This is a genomic window from Sphingomonas sp. HMP9, from assembly GCF_013374115.1.
Taxonomy (GTDB): Bacteria; Pseudomonadota; Alphaproteobacteria; order Sphingomonadales; family Sphingomonadaceae; genus Sphingomonas.
In genome coordinates, this window is sequence record NZ_AP022673.1 from 1,125,901 (window position 1) to 1,148,458 (window position 22,558).

Sequence of the window (22,558 nt, forward strand, 5' to 3'; positions counted from 1 at the left end):
CCTCACCGTAAAGCAATCGCGTTCTATCCCTGTCGATCGGCCGTCCATGCTCGCTTTCTTCCGCCGTCTTACCCATTCACGGGTCGGCGTGATCATCACCTTCCTCGTGCTCGGCGTGATCGCGCTCGCGTTCGCGGCGGGCGACGTCACGGGTCTCAGCTCGATGACCGGCGGCGCCGGCATCACCGGCGGCGACGTCGCGAAGGTCGGCAAGTCGGACGTGACTGCCAACCAGCTGAAGACGCAGGCGCAAACCGAGATGGAGGGCTTCCGCCAGCAGCAGCCGACGCTCGACATGGCGACCTTCGTCAACCAGGGCGGCTTCGACGGCACGCTCGACCGGATCATCTCCAGCATGGCGCTCGAACAATTCGGCCGCGCGCAGGGCATGGTCGTCAGCAAGCGCGCAATCGACGGCCAGATCGCCAGCATCCCCGCACTGCAGGGCCCGACCGGCAAGTTCGACGAGAATCTGTACCGACAGGTGCTCGCACAGCGGAAGCTCACCGACGCGCAGATCCGCAGCGACATCGAGCGCGACACCTTCGCGCAGCAACTCACCGTTCCCAGCACCGGCGCGACCCAGGTCGCGAGCCAGCTCGCCCTGCCCTACGCATCGCTGCTGCTCGAAAAGCGCACCGGCACGATCGGCTTCATCCCTGCTGCCGTCGTCCCCGCCGGCCCCGCGCCGAGCGAGGCGGACGTGAACACATTCTATCAGCGCAATATTGCGCGCTATACCGTCCCCGAGCGTCGCGTCGTCCGCTACGCAATCATCACGCCAGAGAGCGTCAAGGCACAGGCCGTCCCCACCGACGCCGAGATCGCCAAGACCTATCAGCAGGATAGCGCACGCTATGCCGCGACCGAGAAGCGTGACGTCACGCAGGTCGTCGTCGCCGACCAGGCCGGCGCCGCTGCGATCGCCGCCAAGGTGAAGGGCGGCACGAGCCTAGCCGACGCAGCCCGCGGTGCCGGCCTCGAAGCCTCGACCCAGGCGGGCGTCGAGAAGGCCGCCTATGCCGGCACCACGTCGGCACAGGTTGCTGAGGCCGTCTTCGCCGCCGCCAACGGCACGGTGATCGGCCCGGTGCGCACGCTGCTCGGCTGGACCGTCGCCAAGGTCGACAAGATCGAGAAGGTCGCTGCGCGTTCGCTCGATCAGGTGCGAGGCGAGATCGCCGCCGCGCTGGGCATCCGTAAGTCGGCCGAGGCGCTCTCGGCGATTCACGACAAGATCGACGATTCGCTGTCGAACAACGCGACGTTCGACGAGGTCATCGCCGACCAGAAGCTCCAGCCGGTCACCACGCCCGCGCTGACCGCGAACGGAGTCGATCCGGACGCGGCGACCAAGCCCGACCCGGCGCTCGCACCGCTCGTCGCCGCGGCCTTCCAGGCCGCCGATGGCGACGGTCCGCAGCTGGTCCAGGTCGGCACCGATGGTGGTTTTGCCGTCGTCGCGCTCGGTCGGGTCGTCCGGTCGGCACCGCGTCCGCTGGCGCAGGTTCGCGCCGTGGTGCTCAAGGACGTGACGGCCGACCGCGCCCGCCAGGCCGCCCGTCGCGTCGCCGGCGAAGTGCTGGCACGCATCAACAAGGGCATGCCGATCCAGCAGTCGCTGGCGCAGACCAAGCTGCCGATGCCGCCCGCACGCACGCTGACCGCCGCCCGCGCGCAGCTCGCTGCCGATCCGCGCGGTGCGCCGCCCGCACTCGTGCTGATGTTCAGCATGGCGCCGAACACCGCCAAGACACTCGCCGCGCCCGACGACAGCGGCTGGTTCGTCATCAAGCTCGACAGCGTCCAGAGCGGCAACGCGACTGGCAACGATGCGGCGATCAAGGCTGGGCGCGGCAACATCGCCCGCTCGGTCGGTCGCGAATATGTCGAGCAGTTCGCCAAGGCGGTTCGTGCCGATGTCGGCGTGAAGACCAACCCGGCCGCACTCGCGCGCGTCCGTGCCGACCTGCTCGGCCAGGGCGGCTCGGGCAACTGATCGTCCGATGAGCGCGCGTGAAGCACTCGCCCAGGGGCGTCCCGCGCTCGTCTGGCGTCGTCAGGTCGCCGACACCGAAACGCCGGTCGCCGCGGCGCTGAAGCTCATCGAGCCGGGGCGTGGCGATTTCCTTCTCGAATCGGTCGAGGGCGGCGCGACACGCGGCCGCCACAGCCTGATTGGCCTCGCGCCCGACCTGCTGTTCCGCGCCTATGGCCACAACGCCGAGATCAATCGCCACTGGGCGACCGACCGCGACACGTTCGAGCCTTGTCCCGTGCCGACGCTGGACGCGTTGCGCGCGCTGGTCGCCGAATGCCGCGCGGACGTTCCCGCCGAACTGCCCCGCGCGCTGGCCTGTCTGGTCGGCTATTTCGGCTATGAGACGATCGGCCTTGTCGAGACCTTGCCGCAACCGACGGTCGACCCGCTCGGCCTGCCCGACATGATCTTCGTGCGCCCGACCGTCGTCCTGGTGTTCGATCGCCTGGCCGACGCGCTGTACCTGGTCGCACCGGCCTGGCCCGATCCGGCCCGCAATGCCGACACGATCGTGACCGAGGCGGAAGAGCGCCTCGACGCGGTCGCGGCGAAGCTCGCGAGCACCCCCGTCCCCGCACCCATCCGCGCCGACGTCGCCGAACCCGCCTACACGCCAGCACTGCCCGAGGGCCGCTACGGCGAGATGGTCGCCGCCGCGAAGGACTATATCCTCGCCGGCGACATCTTCCAGGTGGTGCTCGCGCAGCGCTTCAGCACGCCGTTCGCGCTGCCGCCGTTCGAGCTCTACCGCTCGCTGCGCCGCATCAATCCCTCGCCGTTCCTCTATCACCTCGATCTGCCCGGCTTCGCGCTGATCGGCTCGAGCCCCGAAATCCTCGTCCGCGTCCGCGACGACGAAGTGACGATCCGCCCGATCGCCGGTACGCGCCCGCGCGGCAAGACCGCCGCCGAGGACGAGGTGAACCGGATCGGCCTGCTCGCCGACCCAAAGGAGCGCGCGGAACATCTGATGCTGCTCGATCTCGGGCGCAACGACGTCGGCCGGGCGGCATCGCCCGGCTCGGTGCGCGTGACGGCCAGCTACGGCGTCGAATTCTACAGCCACGTCATGCACATCGTCTCGAACGTCGTCGGCACGCTATCGCCCGACAAGGACGCACTCGACGCGCTGTTCGCCGGCTTCCCCGCCGGCACCGTCAGCGGCGCGCCGAAAGTCCGCGCCTGCCAGATCATTGCCGAGCTGGAACCCGAACGGCGCGGCGCGTACGCCGGCGGCGTCGGCTATTTCTCGCCCGACGGTTCGATGGACTCGTGCATCGTCCTGCGCACCGCGGTCGTGAAGGACGGCACCATCCACGTCCAGGCCGGCGCCGGTATCGTCGCCGACAGCATCCCCGAATACGAGCAACGCGAATGCGAGGCCAAGGCCGGCGCGATCCTCGCCGCCGCCCGCGAAGCGGTCAGCCGGGCAAAGGCCCCCGGCTTCGGGCAGTAGACCTTGTCATCCTGACTAAAGTCAGGATCCAGGGCCACGATGGTCGACATCCGTTACCCCGCGCCCTCACTTTCGTGAGGACGCGGGACGACGTAACTATTCCTTTGCAGCTTACGGCTGCGTATTCGACTCGCTGGCCGAAGCACGACGCTCCGCGGCAAACGCCTGGTTCCGCTGCATGGCGCACCCAGACTGCCCCCCGGTGCCGACCGGCGAACACGTATCGGGCAGGCCACCCGCCACCCGTCCGACCTGGTCCATCGTCGCCGCGCGGTTCACCCAGCTCTGGTTCTTCGCCGCGATCGGCTTGTCGTCGCGCAGCTGCTTGGGGATGCGATACGGCTGCTCGAGCGTCGAACACACCACGATTTCGCCGGCGGTCGACTTGGGGCAAGCCTGGTTACCGGTCAGCGTCACGCTGCGGATGCGCTGCGGCGGCGTGTCGACCTGTGCCTCCTGCGCGGCGGCCATGGCGGGAAACGCGATCAGTGCGGCGAGGACGGCGGTACGAAACATCGAGTAAGCTCCTTTGAAGTGACAACGTCCGCCAGTCGGCATGGCTCCACCCTGAATGATCTGCAGCGGCGTGACGACGGCGACGCCCGCGGCGTGCTGCCCCACCTGTCTGACCCGCCTGCCGATACGGTGTAACATGGTCCTCGCGGTACAGAGTGCAACACCGTTGCATGCCCCTGCGCATCGGCTATGGCGACGCCATGATCCTCGTCGTCGACAATTACGACAGCTTCACCTGGAACCTCGTCCATTACCTGATGGAACTGGGCGTCGAGGTGGAAGTCGTCCGCAACGATGCGATCTCCGCCGGGCAGGCTCTGTCGTCGGGCGCGGACGCGTTCCTCATCTCTCCCGGCCCCTGCACGCCGACCGAGGCAGGCGTCAGCCTCGATCTCGTCGCCGCCTGCGCGGACGCTGGCAAGCCGCTGCTCGGCGTGTGCCTCGGCCATCAGGCGATCGGTCAGCATTTCGGCGGCAAGGTCGAGCGCGGCGGGCTCATGCACGGCAAGACCTCGCCGGTGCTCCACGACGACACCGGGCTATATGCGGGTCTCCCATCGCCGTTCATCGCCACGCGCTATCACTCGCTGATCGTCAACGCCGTGCCCGATACGCTGGTGGTGAACGCCACCGCGCAGGACGGCACGGTGATGGGCTTCCGCCACAAGACACTGCCGATCCACGGCGTCCAGTTCCACCCCGAAAGCATCGCCACCGAGCACGGCCACGCGATGCTCGCGAACTTCCTGAGAATGGCCGAGATCCCGGTAAAGCCGCGCGAAGGCTTGGAACTGTGACGACCACCACGCTTCTGCCCGATCCATCCTCCCCGCTCACGCGCGAATCCGCCCGCGAGGCGTTCGCCGACATCCTAGACGCACGCGCCAGCGACGATGCGATCGCCACCTTCCTCACCGATCTCGCGACCCGCGGCGAGACCAGCATCGAGATCGCCGAAGCCGCACGCGCGCTCCGCAACCGGATGCTCCCGATCGACGCCCCTGCCGGCGCGATCGACGTCTGCGGCACCGGCGGCGACGGTCACCACACCTTGAACGTCTCGACCGCGGTCGCACTGGTCGTCGCAGCGACCGGCGTCCCCGTCGCCAAGCACGGCAACCGCGCCGCCTCCAGCAAGGCGGGCGCCGCCGACACGCTGGAAGTCCTCGGCCTCGACATGGACCGCGCCGGCGCCACCGCCGAGGCCAGCCTCAACGACATCGGCATCGCCTTCCTGTTCGCCGCCAACCACCACCCGGCGATGAAGCGCATCACCCCGATCCGCCAGCGCATCGGCAAGCGCACGATCTTCAACCTGATGGGCCCGCTCGCCAACCCGGCCGGGACCACCCGCCAACTGATCGGCATCGCCCGCCCAGACTACGTCACGCTCTACGCCGACGCACTCGAACAGCTCGGCACGCAAGCCGCGCTCGTCGTGTCCGGCGAAGAAGGCCTCGACGAACTGTCGGGCGCCGGCCCCAGCATCGTTGCGTCCGTCGGCAGCATCGCGCTCCCAACAAGCATCGCCCCCGAGGACGCCGGCCTCACCCGCCACGCCATCACCGACATCCGTGGCGGCGACGCGCATCACAACGCCGACGCGCTCCGCCGCCTGCTCAAGGGCGAGACGGGCGCGTACCGCGACGCCGTCCTGCTCAACGCCGCCGCCGCCTTGATGGTCGCCGGCACCGTCCCCACCCTCGTCGATGGCGTGGCAAAAGCCGCCGCCGCTCTCGACACCGGCAGCGCCGACGCGCTGCTCGCCCGCTGGATCGCCTACTGACATGACCATGCTCGACCGTATTCTCGAGACCAAGCGCGCCGAAGTCGCCGCGCGCAAGGCCACCACCTCGCTCGCCGATATCGACGCCGGGATCGCCCGCATGTCGAAACCGCGCGGCTTCCGCGCCGCGCTCGATGCGAAGGCCGGCTATGCGCTGGTCGCCGAGGTCAAGAAGGCCAGTCCCTCAAAGGGCCTGATTCGCGCCGATTTCGACCCCGTCGCGCATGCCCGCGCCTATGAGGCCGGCGGTGCCGCCTGCCTGTCCGTCCTGACCGACGAAAAATGGTTCCAGGGAGCCGACGCGTACCTGACCGCCGCGCGCGACGCGGTGTCGATCCCGGTCCTGCGCAAGGACTTCATGGTCGATCCGTGGCAGGCGACCGAGGCGCGCGCGATCGGTGCCGACTGCATCCTGATCATCGTCGCTGCGCTCGACGACGTCCAGATGGCCGAGATCGAAGCCTCCGCGCTCGAATGCGGCATGGACGTGCTGGTCGAGGTCCATGACGCGCACGAGATGGAGCGCGCTCTGAACCTCAAGTCGCGGCTCATCGGCGTCAACAACCGCGACCTGCGCGACTTCACCGTCGATTTCCAGCGCACCTACGACCTCGTCGGCAAGGCGCCGAAAGACTGCACCTTCGTCGCCGAGAGCGGCCTGACGACCCGCGCCGAACTCGACGCGATGGCCGAGCACGACATACGCTGCTTCCTGATCGGCGAAGCGCTGATGCGCCAGGACGACGTCGAAGCCGCGACCCGAGCGCTGGTAGGATGACGGGCCTCACGCACATCGACGAAGCCGGTGCGGCGAGGATGGTCGACGTCGGCGGCAAGGCGGTCACCGCCCGCGAGGCGGTCGCCTCCGGCCGCATCACCATGTCCGCCGAAGCCGCCGCCGCGATCGGCGCCGGCACCGCGAAGAAGGGCGACGTCCTGGCGGTCGCGCGCGTTGCCGGCATCATGGCCGCCAAGCGTACCAGCGACCTGATCCCGCTCTGCCACCCGCTACCGCTAACCAAGGTCGAGATCGACCTCGTGGTCGACACAACCGGCGTCACCGCCACCGCGACCGCCTCGACTGAAGGCAAGACCGGCGTCGAGATGGAAGCCCTGACGGCTGCAACCGTAACCCTCCTGACGATCTACGACATGGCCAAAGCGATCGACAAGACGATGGTCCTCTCCGACATCCGCGTCCGCGCCAAATCCGGCGGCAAATCCGGCAACTGGACCGCATAACGACAAAACCCTCTCCCCAACGGGGAGAGGGAAAGACGCCGAAGGCGGCGAAGGGTGAGGGCACGCGAGGCAATACCCAAGGGGTAGGAGCCGCACCCCGACCGCAAGGGTTCTAGTCTTCGATCGTCCAGTAGTGATCCTGCACGATCGTCGACTCCACCGGCCGCCCCGCTGCATCCAGCGATGGATCATAGCGAAGCCGCTGCTCGATCAACCGGCAGGTCAGGCTGTCCAGCACCCCGCTCCCGCTCGACCGCGTCACCCGGCAATCCGACACACGCCCGCTCACCTGGACGACATAGCGGACTGAAACCACGCCACGAATACCCGTTCTCGGCGCGTCGCTCGGGTAATCAGAATCCTTCAACCGCCCCTTGCGCCACCGCGGCGGCGTTTCCTCGCCACCCCCACCGTCCCCATCACCATAGCCGCCGCTCCCGGTGCCGTTGCCGATCCCGCCACTCCCAGTCCCCGGCCCGCGCACATCCGAAGCGCCAGCGGTCGCCTGCGCGCCCAACCCGGCCTTCTCCGCAACCACGACCGGCGGCGGCACCATCACCGGCACCACCGGCGGCGGCGCCACGACCTCGGTCGCCTTCGACTTCAGATTGGGCGGCGACGCGGCGCCCTGAGGCTTGCGACTGGGCGACGGGCGTGGCCTGACCTTCTCGACCGGCGGCGGAGGCGGTGGCGGCGCCACGCCGAACACCTTCAGCGCGTCGGTAACGGCAGCCGGCATCGGCACGACCAGCCCATTGAGCAGTGCATAGCCAAGCACCCCCGGCAGCAGGACGGCCCCAACCGCCGCGCCGATCCTGTCTCTCGTCCGTGGCTGGGTAACCGTCATCCTATTGATCTGGTGTCTCATTGCGCGCCAGAAAAGCCCCTTGCCGCATGAACGGAAGCTGGCCGGCGGCGCCACAAACCCCACCCCGGCGAAGGCCGGGGCCCAGTTGGCACGGCTCAGCTAATAACGAGCGACGTCCGCCCAACCGTGTTTCCCCGCGAAGGCGGGAACCCAGCCTGGGCTGCCGCCTTCGCGGGAGCACAAGGCGGCTGTAGCCAACGTCCGATACACCGGATCGCCGCTCCCCCCCGGCGCCACAACACCTGTCCTACACGCCAAACCGATGGCACAGCACGGAACATACCGCGGCACCCCGCGCTTCCCCTCACGAGACGACCCCAAAGCGCGAACCGCCAAACCGCTCCCAGCGTCTATACTTTCTATACTTCACTTTTCAGAACCGCCTAAAAACAGAGCCTTAAGCATGACCCTAGTCCCCGTCGCCGAAGCCCAGACCCGCCTCTTCGCCATGGCCCCTCGCGTGGGCAGCGAGACTGTGTCGCTGCGCGAAGCCGCCGGCCGGTGGGCCGCCGAGGACATTCTCGCTCGCCGCACGCAGCCGGCGGCCGACCTCTCGGCGATGGACGGCTACGCGATCCGGTTCGCCGACCTTCCCGGCCCCTGGACCGTCATCGGCGAAAGCGCCGCCGGCCGTCCCTTCACCGGCAAGGTCGCTCCCGGCGAAGCCACCCGCATCTTCACCGGCGCGGCAATGCCCGAAGGTGCCGACACCGTGATGGTCCAGGAAGAGGCCGAACGTGATGGCGCGACCCTGATCCTGGCCGGCGAAGGCCCGCCGACGTTCGGCCGCAACACCCGCCGCAAAGGGCTCGACTTCTCGACCGGCACTAGGCTGATCGCCGCCGGCGACCGCCTAAGCCCCGCCCGCATCGCCGTCGTCGCGACCGGCGGGCACGGCAGCCTGACCGTCAACCGCCGCGTCCGCGTCGCCGTCGCCGCCACGGGCGACGAACTCGTCCCCCCCGGCACGACCACCGACGGCGTCGCACTTCCCGAATCGAACGGCGTCATGCTCGCCGCGATGCTCGCCGACATGCCCGTCGACGTTATCGATCTCGGCATCCTCCCCGACAATCTAGAGATCCTGCGCGAGGCCTTCGCGAGCGTTCAAGCCGACCTGCTCGTTACCACCGGCGGCGCCTCGGTCGGCGATCACGACCTTGTCCGCCCGGCGATCGAAGCCGCCGGCGGCCGAATCGATTTCTGGCGGATCGCCCTGCGCCCCGGCAAGCCGATGATGGCGGGGCGGATCGGCGAGATGATGGTGCTCGGCCTGCCCGGCAACCCGGTCTCCGCGTTCGTCACCGCCGCGCTGTTCGTGAAGCCCGTCGTCGCGCACATGGCCGGCGCGCGCGATCCGCTCCCTCAGTCGACCCACGCGCTGCTCGGCGAAGACCTGCCCGCCAACAATGCGCGCACCGACTATCTCCGCGCCGAGCTCCGCGACGGCAAGGCCTATGCCTCGACCATCCAGGACAGCTCGATGCTGCTCACGCTCGCGCGCTCGACCTGCCTGATCGTCCGCGCCGGCAACGCCCCGGCGGCCAGCGCAGGCGAATCGGCGGAAATCCTCGTGATTGCGTGATACGGGCGCTTGACGGCGTTAATTATGTTCCATAGAAGTTCCCAGTCTGTTCCGGACGGAGAACCGCCATGCTCACGCGCAAGCAGCACGAACTCGTCTGCTTCATCAACGATCGCCTCAACGAAACCGGCGTCTCGCCGTCGTTCGAGGAGATGAAGGACGCGCTCGACCTGAAATCGAAGTCGGGCGTCCACCGTCTGATCAGCGCGCTCGAGGAGCGCAACTTCATTCGCCGCCTGCCCAACCGCGCACGCGCGCTCGAAGTGTTGCGCATGCCGGAGCGTGCCGAGAAGAAGGTGCCGTCAAAGGCGTCGAACGTAAAGCCCGCGCCGGTCGCCGCACCGCAGCCCGCGAACGACGTCGTCGAAATCCCTCTTCACGGGCGCATCGCCGCCGGCGTCCCGATCGAGGCGTTCGAGGGCAGCACGATGCTGGCCGTTCCCGCGGCCCTGCTCGGCACCGGCGAACATTACGCGCTCGAAGTCTCCGGTGATTCGATGGTCGAGGCCGGCATCCTCGACGGCGACTATGCGCTGATCCGCCGCACCGAGACCGCCCGCGACGGCGAGATCGTCGTCGCCTTGATCGAAGAGAGCGAAGCCACGCTCAAATACTTCCGCCGCGAAGGCGCCATGGTCCGCCTCGACCCTGCCAACCGTGCCTATGATCCTCAGCGCTACGCCCCCGCGCAGGTCCGCGTGCAGGGCAAGCTCTCTGGAATCCTCCGCCGCTACGACTGAAGTGCTGGGACATGGCGCGGCCTGAACGCATGCACGGTGCGTTCGAGCAATGGCGGATGTCGCCAAGGGTGACGGTCGCCGGCATTCAGGATCGTCACGACCGTCCCCGTCCCCAAGTTCAACGCAACGCCGCCCGTCCGCCGAAGCACGCGGCGATCCAGTTTCAACCACCGTGGCACGCAGCGTTTCGGCAGACCACGTTCGCTGACGACGATATCGGCGCTGCGACACGCGGCGATGAACGCGGCGATCGGCACCATGTAAGCGCTTCGCGTCGCCAGGATCCGCCACGTCCGTCCCCGCGCCACGATATCGGTGACGCACAGATCGCGGCTGCACCGCGCATCGGGTTGGTCCGCGAGCAGCAGCGGTTCCCCATCCACCCCGCCATTCTCGGCCAGCATGTCGCGCGTATAATCCCCCGCCCGGTCGCGCAGCATCGCCAGCCCCGCCGCCGTCCGAACCGCGACATGGCGCCCGTCGCCCGTCACGAGAACGTCCGGTGGCGGCGTCATGAGCGCCCAGATCGCACCAGCAGCCAACGGCATCAGCCCGAGCCGTCGCCACCGCGTCCGCCACAGCGCGATCCAGATGCCGCCGACGATCATCAGCGCAAACGCCGCCGTCGGCATCGCGGGCAAGGACCGCACCGAGCCCGGCGCGCTGGCAACTCCATGCGCCAGCCACAGCAGCGCATCGAGCGATCGCTGCACCAGCCACCAGATCGGCGCACCAACGCCGGCTGCATCGAGCAGCAACGCCAGCGCCTCCAGCGGCATCACGACGAACGTCGTCAGAGGAATCGCAATGATGTTGGCGAACGCGCCATACAATCCAGCCTTGTGGAAATGATACACCGCGATCGGCATCAGCGCGACTTCGACCAGCAGCCCCGTCAGCAGCAGCGACGCGACACCGCGCGCGACCTTGCGCCAGCGTCCTTCGTCGTGAGGACCGAAGAACGCCCGGATTGCGGGATGTTCGTGCAGCGCCATGATCGCGGTGATCGCGGCAAACGAGAGCTGGAAGCTCGGCCCCGCCGCCGATTCGGGCAGGACCAGCATGACGCACGCCGCCCCCGCCGCGACGAGCCGCAAGGTCATCGCCTCGCGACCTATAGCCAATGCCGCCAGCACGAGCAGCGCGGCCACGCACGACCGAATCGTCGGAACCTGGCTGCCGGTCAGCAGCGTATAACCGATCGCCGCCGCCGCACCCGCTACGGCCGCGATCAATGGCAGGCGCGCATGCAGCGCCAGCCACGGACTGAGCGCCAGCAGACGCAACACGATCAACATCGTCGCCGCGACCGCTGCTGTGATGTGCAGGCCGCTGACCGACAGCAGATGCGCGAGCCCCGCGCGACGCATGGCCTCCGAATCCTCTTCGCTGATCGCCCCGACATCGCCGGTCGCGAGCGCCGCGGCGATACCGCCCGCACTGCCGTCCAGTCGCGATACGATATGGTGCGACAGCGCGACGCGGATACCCGCCCCCGATCCGTTCGGCGTCGTCACGACCACCGGTGCGAAGCCGCGCCCCGTTGCGCCGATCCCGCCAAACCACGCGACGCGCGCGAAGTCGTAGGCGCCCGGGACTGCGGGGAGCGGCGGCGGCATCAAACGAGCCCGAAGATGGACCACCGCACCGATGCCGAGCAGCGTCGGCGCATCCGCCTCGGCCAGATTGACACGGACGCGGTACGGCAACGCGACGTGCTGCCCGTCCGTCTCTACACCTTTACCGACCGGCAACACCGTCAACCGGACGAGCTTGCGCGCCACCAGCGGTTCGACCGCCTCGACCTTGGCGGAAAAACGCGCGATCGTCGGACCGGCCAGCACCGGCCGCGCCACCGATTCAGACCGTACCCAGATCAACCCGAGACCAAGCGCGCCCGTCAGCAACCCGGTCGCCAGCGCGCGTGCCGCACGTCCGCCCTGCCCCATGGCCAAGCACGCCAACCCGCTCGCCACCAACAGCAAGATCGCCACGCACCAGGCGGCAGAGTCCGGCAGGGCGAACCACAGCGCGATTCCCGCGCCCAGCATCACCGGCAGCCACAACACCAGTTGGTCGCGCTCCGCCTCGAGCCAGCGCTCCATGGCCAGCCCAACGACAGCCCCCCATCGCGGCACGCCCATTTGTCGCCGCCAAGGACGCATGCTAGGGGCGGCGACGGCTGTCATGGCCATCGGTTTTCTATCGTTTCTCCATCGTTTCTTCAGTCTGGGAGCACCCGCGGTTGGGCGCAATATCTGAAACGGGCACCGCCAATTCGGCTGCACCCGTGGTTACCCGTTTCGCTCCGTCGCCGACGGGGTTCCTGCATCTTGGCGGCGCGCGCACAGCGCTGTTCAACTGGCTGTTCGCAAAGGCGAAGGGGGGTAAATTCCTGCTGCGGATCGAGGATACCGACCGGGTCCGCTCGACCCAGCCGGCGATCGACGCGATTCTCGACGGGATGCGCTGGCTCGGGCTCGAGTGGGACGGCGACGCGGTCATGCAGTTCGCCGGCGCCGATCGCCACGCGCAGGTCGCGCACGAGATGATCGCCAACGGCCATGCCTATCGCTGCTATATGACCAACGAGGAAATCGCCGCGATGCGCGCTGAGGCGCAGGCGGCCAAGAAGCCGCTGCGCATCCGCAGCCCATGGCGCGACCGCCCGGCAAGCGAGGCCCCCGATCTTCCCCACGTCGTCCGCCTGCGCGCACCGCAGGAAGGCGCCGTCACGATCGAGGACCGAGTCCAAGGCGCCGTTACCGTCCGCAACGAAGAGATCGATGATCTCGTCCTGCTCCGCTCGGACGGCACGCCGACCTATATGCTCGCGGTCGTCGTCGACGATCACGACATGGGCGTCACCCACGTCATCCGCGGCGACGATCACCTCAACAACGCGTTCCGCCAGCTGCCGATCTACCGCGCGATGGGCTGGCCCGAACCAATCTACGCGCACATTCCGCTGATCCACGGCCCCGACGGCGCCAAGCTGTCGAAGCGTCACGGCGCGGTCGGCATCGAGGCGTATCGCGACGAGATGGGCATCCTCCCCGAGGCGTTTGACAATTACCTGCTCCGGCTCGGCTGGGGCCATGGCGATGACGAGATCATCAGCCGCGCGCAGGCGGTCGAATGGTTCGACCTGTCGGGCGTCGGCAAGTCGCCGTCGCGCTTCGACCTGAAGAAGCTCGAGAACCTCAACGGCCACTACATCCGCGAAGCCGACGACGCGCGTCTGGCGCAGTTCGCTGCCGACCGGATCGGTCACGACCTCCCGACCGGCGGACTCGATCTTCTGACTCGCGCAATGCCCGTTCTGAAGCCGCGTGCCGCAAACCTGAACGAGCTGGCCGAAGGATCGAATTTCCTGTTCAGCCAGCGTCCTTTGGCGATGGATGACGCCGCAGCGAGCCTTTTGCAGGGTGAAGCGAGCGCTATTTTGGTCAATGCCCATGCCGAACTTGACGCGCTCGACAAGTGGGATACGGAGGCGCTCGAAGGCGCGGTACGGCGCGTGGCCGAAGCGCGGGGCGTCAAGCTCGGCCAGGTCGCACAGCCGCTTCGCGCCGCGCTGACGGGACGCAAGACGTCACCGGGAATATTCGATGTGCTCGACCTGCTCGGGCGCGACGAGAGCCTCGGTCGGATCGCCGACCGAATGGCTAGCTGATAAGATTTCGAGGAAGGATACAAGCATGAGCGAGACCGCAACCCTCAAGGTCGATGGCAAGGATTTCGATTATCCGGTGATGTCCGGAACGGTCGGACCCGACGTCATCGATATCCGCAAGCTGTACGCGCAGACGGATAACTTCACCTATGATCCGGGCTTCACGTCGACGGCGTCGTGCCAGTCGAAGCTGACCTATATCGATGGTGACGCCGGTACGCTGCTGCACCGCGGCTACACGATCGGCGAACTGGCCGAACAGTCGAACTTCATGGAAGTCGCCTATCTGCTGCTTAACGGCGAACTGCCGAGCGCGGACGAGCTGGCGAATTTCTCGAACACGATCACGCGTCACACGATGGTGCACGAGCAGCTTGCGCAGTTCTTCCGCGGCTTCCGTCGCGACGCGCACCCGATGGCGATCCTGTGCGGTGTCGTCGGCGCGCTGTCGGCCTTCTATCACGACTCGACCGACATCCACGATCCGGCACAGCGGGTCATCGCGTCGCACCGCTTGATCGCCAAGATGCCGACGATCGCCGCGATGGCGTACAAGTACAGCGTCGGCCAGCCGTTCGTCTATCCGGACAACACGCTGAGCTACACCGGCAATTTCCTGCGCATGACGTTCGGCGTCCCGGCGGAGAAGTATGTGGTGAACCCGATTGTCGAAAAGGCGATGGACCGTATCTTCATCCTTCACGCCGACCACGAGCAGAACGCGTCGACCTCGACCGTCCGTCTTGCCGGCTCGTCGGGTGCCAACCCGTTCGCGTGCATCGCCGCCGGCATCGCCTGCCTGTGGGGGCCCGCGCATGGCGGCGCCAACGAAGCAGCGCTCAACATGCTGCATGAGATCGGTACCGTCGACCGCATCCCCGAGTTCATCGCCCGCGCGAAGGACAAGAACGATCCGTTCCGCCTGATGGGCTTCGGTCATCGCGTCTACAAGAACTACGATCCGCGCGCGGCCGTCATGCAGACGACCGTCAAGGAAGTGCTCGGCGAACTCGGCGTCACCGACCCCGTGTTCGACGTCGCGATCGAGCTCGAGCGTCTGGCGCTCAATGATCCGTACTTCATCGAGAAGAAGCTGTTCCCGAACGTCGATTTCTATTCGGGCGTGATCCTGTCGGCGATCGGCTTCCCGACCTCGATGTTCACCGTCCTCTTCGCGCTTGCCCGCACCGTCGGCTGGGTCGCGCAGTGGAACGAGATGATCACCGATCCCGACCAGAAGATCGGCCGTCCGCGCCAGCTGTACAGCGGCCCGACCGCGCGTGACTACGTCCCGATGGCGTCACGCTGATGAAGACGCTCCGGCCGATCCTGATTGTCGTCGGCGTGCTCTGCGCGCTGATGGGTCTGCTCTGGATCGGCCAGGGGCTCGGATACGTCCATTGGCCGCAGTCGAGCTTCATGCTCGACCAGCGGCCATGGGCAGATCGCGGCGCATTCCTCGCCGCGTTCGGTTTAGCGTTGATCCTGGTGGCGCGCCGGATCCGCCGGTAACGTCAGGACGAACCGCGCGCCTTCGCCCGGCGCGCTCTCGATCGTGAGATCCCCCTTCATTGCCCGCGCCAGACGCCGCGCAATGTACAGGCCGAGGCCATTGCCGCCGGCCTCCGACGGATCGACCCGCTCGAACTTCTCGAAAATGCGGACCTGATCCTGGGGCGCTACACCCTTCCCCTTGTCCGCGACCACGACGACCGCGTGGGTTTGCGTTCGCGTCACGGTGACGATCACCTGCGCCCCGCGTGGCGAATAGCGCACCGCGTTGCCGACGAGGTTCACCAGGATCTGCAACACGCGCCGGAAATCGCCCAGCGCGGCAACGCGCACGTCCATTGCTGGGCGCGTGATCGTGACATCGGCATTGGCGGCCCGAACCGACAACAGCCCGGCCGCCCGTCGCGCCACATCGGCGAGGTCGATCGGCTCGAGCACAAGCGCAAAATCGGGCCCTTCGACGGCCTGCAGATCGACGAGGTCATCGACCAGTTCGAGCAGATGCCGCCCGGCACTCGCGATATCTGCCGCATAGTCTGCATAATCGCCTTGGACGGGGCCATCCGCCTGCGCGTTGATACTGTCGGCGTTCGCGACGATCCGCGCGAGTGGCACCCGCAACGCCTTGTCGAGGCCACGCGTGAAGGTGGGCGACAACGTCTCGGTCGGGACCGAAGGGGTCGGCCCGTCTTCGGTCACCATCCGCGCGGCACCGACGAACCCGGCAAAGTCGCCCGCAGCATCGTGGCGAACATTGGCCGTCAGCGTCACCGCCCGCCCGGAGCTGCGCAGCCGCGCCGGCTGCGCCGTCATCGGGCGTCGCCGTGCGAGCGAATCCAGAATCGGCAACGCCCCATCCGCGCCGGTATCGAGGGAAAACATCGCCGTCAGCGGCTGGCCGAGCAACGCGAACGCGTCGAACCCATGCTTCGGCCCCGCATCGAGCGTGACGAACGTCAGCCGCAACGCGGAATCCGTTTCCCACCGCCAATCCGTATCGCTGCCATGAAAATCGTCCTGCGTATCGGGCGATGGTCGCGCCGGCCGCCACGCCGCGATCTCGCGCCAGCCGCTGACCGTAAGCCGGACGTTCTCGCCATCGGGCTGAGCCCGCACCCATAGGTCGACATCCGTCTCGTCGTCCGCGACGACCACGGCGCGCGACACGACGATCCCCAGGCGACGCGCCAGCCGCGCGATCGTCGCAAGCTGCGGCACGGCCAGCGGCGCACCGCGCATCCCGCCCGCCCGCTGGTTCAGCGCGACCAGTGGCGGGTCCGCAAACGACAGCGAACCGTCGGGTGCGACGATTGCATGCGCGATCGGGCTTTCGGTGGAGGGGTCGAACACGCTCATCGCCGATCCGTACGCGCCAGCGCACGTAACGCCATCCGAAAATCACGGTTCAACGCCAGCGGCGCGAGCGACGCGCGCGCATCCTCGACGCCGACCGACACGATCGCATCGAGCGCATCCGCGAACGCCTCGATATCCCGTCGCGGATCCGCCTCCGACAGCGCAAGTCCGATCCGTGCGATCGTCGGCCGATCAAGATCGATCGCCCGCAGCGCGAGCCAGAGCCGATCGCCCTCCGGGTCCAGCGTGATGGCGCGCGCCTGGTCGAACGCGATGCCGATCGCATGCGCCAGCACCGCCACGAACAGCGACAAGCGTCGGTCGCCGATCGATTCGACCAGCACCGCGGCAAGCTCGTTCGGTCGCGCATCGAGCGCACCGGCAAGCCGCGTCGCGACCGCATCGGGACGCTCGCCCTCGTCATGCGCCGCCAGACTGCGCTGCGCCGCATCGGTGATCGCCCGGTCGCTCTCCCGCGTCACTGACGTCAGGCCGTCGCGCACCGCCGCCGCCACCCACCAGACTAGTCGGTGATGCAGTTCGGCCGGCAATTCGCTCCCCCCGACCGCCCCCTGCTCGTTCGCCACTCGCCGCCGACTTTCCGCCGCCAGCAGGGCCGAGGCGGCCGATGCAACCACGCTGTCCGGCACCCCCGCCAGCCTCACGAGCAAACTCGCCTCGTCGGGTTCGGCGACCTCGACCGGGAGCGACGCGGCGATCAGGTCATGCCGCACCCGCGCGATGAGTTCGTCCATGAGGTCTTCGTCGCGGAGCAGTCCAGCGCGTGTCAGCCGGTCGAGAACGCCCCCCGCCCGGGCCCTCAGCATCGCCTCGCCAGCCTGCGTCGCACCACCGCCCGCGAGCAATCGCGCCGCGTGCCGCCGGATATCCCATTCGATCGCACCAACGATCGCACCGAGGACCTGCGCGAGCATCAACCGCGTCCGGTCGTCGAGCCGTGCGTCCGCGTCGAGGAAGAAGTCCGCGATCGTTCCCGTCAGCCGCGCCTCCGCGCGCAGGCGCGCATCCTCCGCTCGCGCAACGGGATCATAGGGCGACACGAAGTCACGCACTGGGTCTGGACCGACCGACATGATCCCGTGCTTAGCCCCCGGACGTTAAGGTCCGCCTAAGGCGTCCGGCGAAGTCGCTCGATTACGACGGCCAGCGTGGCGGTCGCGTACACCGCGGTCACGCCGAGCCCGAAGACCGGAAACCCCAGGATCGCGAACAGCGCGACGATCAACAGATAGGCGGTCGGGCTTCCCCACCAAAGCTGCTGATCGCGTTCGAGGATCGCACGTTCGGCCAATGTGCCGATCGCGACGAGCGCGGTACCGATCGCCAACGCGGTGTTGTTCCCGGCATACCCGCTCACGAAGAACGCGAAGACCAGGATCGATGCCGCCGCCACGCCGCCGATCGCCAGGGTCTGCCCACCGGCCATCGGCGCATCGTCGCGCAGTCCGCTCAGCACGGAGCCCAGCGCCAAGGCTATGCACCCGACGAGCGACACGATCAGGCCGACCGACGGGAGTCCGACGCCGATCGTGACCAATCCGGCAACGCCCAGCGCGGCACCGACCGCCCCGACCGTCGTGCCGGCCGCACCACGATCGACCAGCAACGGCAACGCCAGCCGCGCGATCGGCGCCAGCACGAACCGGTCGAACCAGCCGCGCCGGCCCGACACGATCGTCATCAGCACGGCGCGCCCGCGTTCCTCCAGCGTGCGTGCCTGCCGCTCGATTCCGTGGCCACCGCGCACCGCATCGGTCGGCAACAGCACGTGCGCCGCGCGCGACTGCACGGCAAACCGCAGCAGCGAAGACTGGAGGTCGTAATCCTGCGGTAAGCCCGCCACTTCCGCGATCCGGCTCGAACTCAGCCGTGCCACACCGGCCCATGCCATCTGTCCGCCCACACGCTCGAACCCTGGCCCCGCATCGCTTTCGGGTACGACGAGCAGGCAGTCGCCGTCCTCGACCGCCATCGCCTTGACGATGGCGTCGGTGGTGACGAGCCCGTCGCCGAGCATCAGAACCGGTGCGAGCGGGTGAAGTTTCTCACCCGCTTCCATGGCCGATCGTACCGTGTCGACGCTGACGCCGCGGCGCCCGATCCGGTTGATCGCACCCAGCAATTCCGGCGTCATCCGCGCGACGACGATAATGATCTGCGAAACACCGGCGGCGATTAGCAACCGCGCCTGGTATTCGATCAACGTCACCCCGCTGAAGGGCAAGGTCGCAGCAAGACGATCGGGACGATCGTCGGCGTCGTGAATTGCAAATAATAGGCCGGCAAGCATCGCAGGCTGTTAGGCGGTACGCGTCGTCCTGCAAAGCCCGCGTTCGGCCAAACCGCCCTGCGTCAAGGCTCGGCTGGGCGTTACGGACGCAAAACCGTGCGGCGAAGTTCCTCAAATCGTCAGTACCGCGTCACTGTCGATGCGCGCCCCCCCGGCCAGGTCCGCGATACAGCAGGACCGCACGCCGTGCCGCCCTGCTTACCGGACGGATGAACGCGCGAAGATCGCATCATCCGTTTTGTCCGGCTGCAATCCATGATACTTCCGCAGTTCATGAACGGGGGTTCGTCAATGATCGGGTTTCGCGCGTCGGCAGCCAATGCCCATCCCATTCGCGCGGATATCGTGATGGATCCGGTGATAGAAGACATGTCCGACACCGCCACTGAGCCTAGTTTCGACCAAGCGTATCAGGAGCCTGCGCCCGAACGCGGTTCTTTATATGTTGGTATCGCGGTGGCGATCATAGCCGTCTGGCTGGTCGCCATGCTCTGGATTGCGCGCGGATCACTCGCGACGATCGCGCCCGTCGCGTTGGTTCAGTTCATCGCCGCACTGTGCAGTGTCCCCGCGCTCGTCGGCATCGTCTGGCTGCTCGCGATGCGGACCAGCCGCGCCGAGGCACACCGCTTCGGTATCACCGCGCAGGCGATGCGCGACGAGGCCGCGAGCCTGGAACGCACCGTCGCCGCACTGTCGAACACGATCGACGCCAACCGCCAGCACTTGGCCGAACAGCTGGATACGCTGATGGCGATGGGCGGCGGCGCGACCGAACAGCTCGCGGCGATCGGCCGCGGCATGGTGTCCGAGATCGATCAGGCGGCGGCACATGCGCGCAATCTCGCTACGTCGACGGCCGGCGCGCAGACCAGCCTCGGCGTGCTGATTGCCACTCTGCCGCGCGCGCAGGCCGATATCGATGACGTCGCCAAGCGCCTCGAACGCACCGGTCTGTCCGCCAGTGAACACGCCGCCGCGCTCGACGCGCAGATCGTCGCGCTTGCCGAACGCGGTCGCGATGCCGACACGATGGCCAGCGGTGCCGCGCAACGCCTCGCTGCACACATCGTCCGCATGGAAACCACCAGCCAGACCGCGGGCTCGCATCTCGAATCGGTCACCGGCGGCATGTCCGCCACGGTCGACGCTTTGCTCAACCGCACCGCCGACGCCGTCGACCACTCGCGCCGGGGCATTGCGGCGCAGGGCGAGGCGATGCTGGCGATGGTCGGCGCGAACCAGGCGACGCTCGACAGCGCCGCACGCGATAGCGCCGAAGCGCTCGCTCGCCGTATCGCCACTGTCGAAGACGCGATCGAACGCGTCGCGATCCGCCTCGACCTGCAACGCAGCGCCGGCGACCGGATCGTCGATGATCTCCACACCGGGCTGGGCGAGGTCGAGGCACGCATCGAACTGCTCCACCGCCATGGCACCGAGCGGACGCAAGACCTTGCCGCAACGATCGGCGCGCTCGGCGGCTCTGCCGACGCGATGACCGAAGCGCTGCGGGCCGGCGACGACATGGCGCACCGGACGATCGCGACGACCGAAACGCTGCTCGTCGCGCTCGATGCCGCTGCGCGCGAGATCGACGAGACCATGCCCAAGGCACTCAGCCGCCTCGATTCGCAAGTTCTCGCCAGCAAGACCATCGTCGTCTCTGCACGTCCCGAACTGCTCGCGCTGGTCACCGCGGCGGAGAGCACGCACGACGCGATCGAGGCGATTGCAGGTGTCATCGGCGAACAGCGCCATGTGCTCGACACGCTGTCGACCGACCTGCTCAACACGCTCAACACCGGTCGCGCGAAGGCAGATGCGCTGGGCCAGATGGTCGACGAGGCGATCGGCCGTACGCAGCATTTCGCCGAAGACGCCGCGCCGCAGTTGATCGAGGCGCTCCACCGGGTCCGCGAAACCGCTGCCGTCGCTGCCGACAAGGCCCGCGAGACGCTATCAAAGGTCATTCCGGAGGCCGCAGCCGCGCTTGAAGCCGCCAGCGCAGACGCGATGCGTCGCGCGACGAACGACACCGTCGAACGCCAGGTCAAGGCGCTTACCGATGCGACCGGCGTCGCGGTCGACGCGGCCACCGGCGCGACCGAACGCCTTGCGCGCGAAGTCCAGGCGATCGTCGACCAGACCGCGATCGTCGAGACGCGGCTTCAGGACGCGCGTGCGGAACGCGAAGACGCGGACCAGGACACGTTCGCCCGCCGTGTCTCGCTGCTCATCGAATCGCTTAACTCCGCCTCGATCGATATCACCAAGGCGATCGCGCCGGAGATATCCGACAGCGCCTGGGGCGCGTATCTCAAGGGCGACCGCGGCGTCTTCACGCGGCGCGCCGTCCGTATCCTCGACGCTAGCGAAGTCCGCGAGATCGCCGGCCTCTACGACGAGGACGAGATTTTCCGTGAGATGGTCAACCGCTACATCCACGACTTCGAAGCGATGCTCCGCACGATCCTGACGCAGCGCGACGGCTCGCCGCTCGGGGTGACGTTGCTGTCGTCGGACATGGGCAAGCTGTACGTGGCGCTGGCGCAGGCGATCGAGCGGCTGCGCTGAGCTGGACGGGAGTCTTCGACATGATCCAACGGCACCGCTGACGCGGCCCCTCGCCAGCGGAGCCATCCGCAGACCGGACTCAAGTTTCGAGGCTCTCATGCCAAGACTGAACACCAAGATTTGCGTTATCACCGGCGCCGCGCGTGGCATCGGCCGCGCGATCGCCGAGCGCTTCCATGACGAAGGCGGTGTCGTCATCCTCACCGATATCGACGAAACCGCTGGCGCAGAGGCGGCGGCGGCGATCGGCTGCCGGTTCCAGACGCTCGACGTCCGCGAAGAGATGGACTGGCAACGCCTCGCGGAAGTCGTTCCCGTCGCCGACATCGTCGTGAACAATGCGGGCGTCACCGGCTTCGAGCACGGGATGGTCGCGCACGATCCCGAACATGCGACCCTCGCCGCGTGGCGCGCGGTCCATACGGTCAATCTCGACGGCACGTTCCTCGGCTGCCGCTACGCGATCGGTGCGATGAAGGCAGCCGGCACGGGCTCGATCATCAACATCTCGTCGCGCTCCGGGCTGGTCGGCATCCCCCTCGCCGCGGCCTACGCGTCGTCCAAGGCGGCGATCCGCAATCACAGCAAAACGGTCGCGCTCTATTGCGCGCAGCAGGGCTGGAAAATCCGCTGCAACTCGATGCATCCCGCGGCGATCCTGACGCCGATCTGGGAACCGATGCTCGGGACGGGGCCGGATCGGGCCACCCGGATGGCTGCGCTGGTGACCGATACGCCGTTAAAGCGATTCGGCATGCCCGACGAGGTCGCCGCGGTCGCCGTCATGCTCGCGTCCGACGAAGCGACGTATATCACGGGCACGGAGATTAATATCGATGGCGGCCTATTGGCAGGCTCGGCCGCGTCGCCGGGGTAGGCCGGACTATAATTC

At 67.7% G+C, this 22,558-nt stretch carries 19 protein-coding genes; 13 read left to right on the forward strand and 6 right to left on the reverse strand.

What is annotated here, in order from left to right; genetic code table 11:
* The first annotated feature begins 46 nt into the window (after positions 1–46).
* Together HMP09_RS04845 and HMP09_RS04850 are read left to right on the forward strand one after the other, a co-directional pair.
* Positions 47–1,999: a peptidylprolyl isomerase gene (locus HMP09_RS04845; protein WP_176499432.1), complete on the forward strand. Its 1,953-nt coding sequence runs from the start codon at positions 47–49 to the stop codon at positions 1,997–1,999.
* Positions 2,000–2,006: 7 nt separating this feature from the next.
* Positions 2,007–3,497, forward strand: coding sequence for an anthranilate synthase component I family protein (locus HMP09_RS04850; RefSeq protein ID WP_176499433.1), 1,491 nt, complete (start codon positions 2,007–2,009; stop codon positions 3,495–3,497).
* A 111-nt stretch (positions 3,498–3,608) separates the two neighbouring features.
* Here HMP09_RS04850 and HMP09_RS04855 read toward each other — a convergent pair whose 3' ends face one another.
* Positions 3,609–4,013, reverse strand: a complete 405-nt coding sequence (locus HMP09_RS04855; protein ID WP_176499434.1) for a hypothetical protein — start codon at positions 4,011–4,013, stop codon at positions 3,609–3,611.
* Positions 4,014–4,213: 200 nt separating this feature from the next.
* Here HMP09_RS04855 and HMP09_RS04860 point away from each other — a divergent pair, with 200 nt between their 5' ends.
* Genes HMP09_RS04860 through moaC form a run of 4 tightly spaced genes read left to right on the forward strand, consistent with a single transcriptional unit; the run spans position 4,214 to position 7,041 of the window.
* Complete coding sequence (locus HMP09_RS04860) at positions 4,214–4,810, forward strand: anthranilate synthase component II (RefSeq protein ID WP_176501579.1); 597 nt, start codon at positions 4,214–4,216, stop codon at positions 4,808–4,810.
* Positions 4,807–5,799 (forward strand): anthranilate phosphoribosyltransferase, encoded by a 993-nt coding sequence (gene trpD, locus HMP09_RS04865; RefSeq protein WP_176499435.1) that lies wholly within the window; start codon positions 4,807–4,809, stop codon positions 5,797–5,799. Before HMP09_RS04860 ends, trpD begins: the two co-directional genes overlap by 4 nt.
* 1 nt (position 5,800) lies before the next feature.
* A complete protein-coding gene (gene trpC / locus HMP09_RS04870; RefSeq protein WP_176499436.1) occupies positions 5,801–6,577 on the forward strand; it encodes an indole-3-glycerol phosphate synthase TrpC in 777 nt (258 codons plus the stop codon).
* Complete coding sequence (gene moaC, locus HMP09_RS04875) at positions 6,574–7,041, forward strand: cyclic pyranopterin monophosphate synthase MoaC (RefSeq protein ID WP_176499437.1); 468 nt, start codon at positions 6,574–6,576, stop codon at positions 7,039–7,041. Before trpC ends, moaC begins: the two co-directional genes overlap by 4 nt.
* Before the next feature lie 112 nt (positions 7,042–7,153).
* Here moaC and HMP09_RS04880 read toward each other — a convergent pair whose 3' ends face one another.
* Positions 7,154–7,888 (reverse strand): TonB family protein, encoded by a 735-nt coding sequence (locus tag HMP09_RS04880; RefSeq protein ID WP_176499438.1) that lies wholly within the window; start codon positions 7,886–7,888, stop codon positions 7,154–7,156.
* A 424-nt stretch (positions 7,889–8,312) separates the two neighbouring features.
* Between HMP09_RS04880 and HMP09_RS04885 the strand changes: the two genes are divergently transcribed.
* Together HMP09_RS04885 and lexA are read left to right on the forward strand one after the other, a co-directional pair.
* The gene (locus HMP09_RS04885) at positions 8,313–9,494 is read left to right on the forward strand and encodes a molybdopterin molybdotransferase MoeA (protein WP_176499439.1); all 1,182 of its coding nucleotides are present in this window, start codon (positions 8,313–8,315) and stop codon (positions 9,492–9,494) included.
* A 68-nt stretch (positions 9,495–9,562) separates the two neighbouring features.
* On the forward strand, positions 9,563–10,234 hold the full coding sequence (gene lexA / locus HMP09_RS04890) for a transcriptional repressor LexA (protein WP_176499440.1): 672 nt from the start codon (positions 9,563–9,565) through the stop codon (positions 10,232–10,234).
* Here the strand turns inward: lexA and HMP09_RS04895 are convergent.
* On the reverse strand, positions 10,225–12,339 hold the full coding sequence (locus HMP09_RS04895) for a ComEC/Rec2 family competence protein (protein WP_176499441.1): 2,115 nt from the start codon (positions 12,337–12,339) through the stop codon (positions 10,225–10,227). The genes lexA and HMP09_RS04895 overlap by 10 nt on opposite strands.
* A gap of 140 nt (positions 12,340–12,479) precedes the next feature.
* Here HMP09_RS04895 and gltX point away from each other — a divergent pair, with 140 nt between their 5' ends.
* From gltX to HMP09_RS04910, 3 genes are read left to right on the forward strand one after another with little or no spacing between them, the layout of a single operon-like run.
* Positions 12,480–13,910, forward strand: a complete 1,431-nt coding sequence (gltX, locus tag HMP09_RS04900; RefSeq protein ID WP_443026443.1) for a glutamate--tRNA ligase — start codon at positions 12,480–12,482, stop codon at positions 13,908–13,910.
* Between the two features lie 25 nt (positions 13,911–13,935).
* Complete coding sequence (locus HMP09_RS04905) at positions 13,936–15,219, forward strand: citrate synthase (protein WP_176499442.1); 1,284 nt, start codon at positions 13,936–13,938, stop codon at positions 15,217–15,219.
* A complete protein-coding gene (locus tag HMP09_RS04910; RefSeq protein ID WP_176499443.1) occupies positions 15,219–15,422 on the forward strand; it encodes a hypothetical protein in 204 nt (67 codons plus the stop codon). The genes HMP09_RS04905 and HMP09_RS04910 overlap by 1 nt, the downstream gene beginning before the upstream one ends.
* On the opposite strand, the gene HMP09_RS04915 is transcribed toward HMP09_RS04910, so the two are convergent.
* The 3 genes from HMP09_RS04915 to HMP09_RS04925 are packed head-to-tail and all read right to left on the reverse strand — an operon-like array spanning position 15,384 to position 19,089.
* A complete protein-coding gene (locus HMP09_RS04915) occupies positions 15,384–16,778 on the reverse strand; it encodes a sensor histidine kinase (RefSeq protein ID WP_176499444.1) in 1,395 nt (464 codons plus the stop codon). The genes HMP09_RS04910 and HMP09_RS04915 overlap by 39 nt on opposite strands.
* Positions 16,775–17,872, reverse strand: a complete 1,098-nt coding sequence (locus HMP09_RS04920) for a DUF2336 domain-containing protein (protein WP_176499445.1) — start codon at positions 17,870–17,872, stop codon at positions 16,775–16,777. Before HMP09_RS04920 ends, HMP09_RS04915 begins: the two co-directional genes overlap by 4 nt.
* A 35-nt stretch (positions 17,873–17,907) precedes the next feature.
* Positions 17,908–19,089, reverse strand: coding sequence for a hypothetical protein (locus tag HMP09_RS04925; protein ID WP_176499446.1), 1,182 nt, complete (start codon positions 19,087–19,089; stop codon positions 17,908–17,910).
* Positions 19,090–19,545: 456 nt separating this feature from the next.
* Here HMP09_RS04925 and HMP09_RS04930 point away from each other — a divergent pair, with 456 nt between their 5' ends.
* Together HMP09_RS04930 and HMP09_RS04935 are read left to right on the forward strand one after the other, a co-directional pair.
* Positions 19,546–21,666 carry a hypothetical protein gene (locus HMP09_RS04930; protein WP_332103265.1) on the forward strand — a complete coding sequence of 707 codons (2,121 nt, stop codon included), beginning with the start codon at positions 19,546–19,548 and terminating at the stop codon, positions 21,664–21,666.
* A 97-nt stretch (positions 21,667–21,763) separates the two neighbouring features.
* Positions 21,764–22,543, forward strand: a complete 780-nt coding sequence (locus HMP09_RS04935; protein ID WP_176499448.1) for an SDR family oxidoreductase — start codon at positions 21,764–21,766, stop codon at positions 22,541–22,543.
* Positions 22,544–22,558 lie beyond the last annotated feature (15 nt).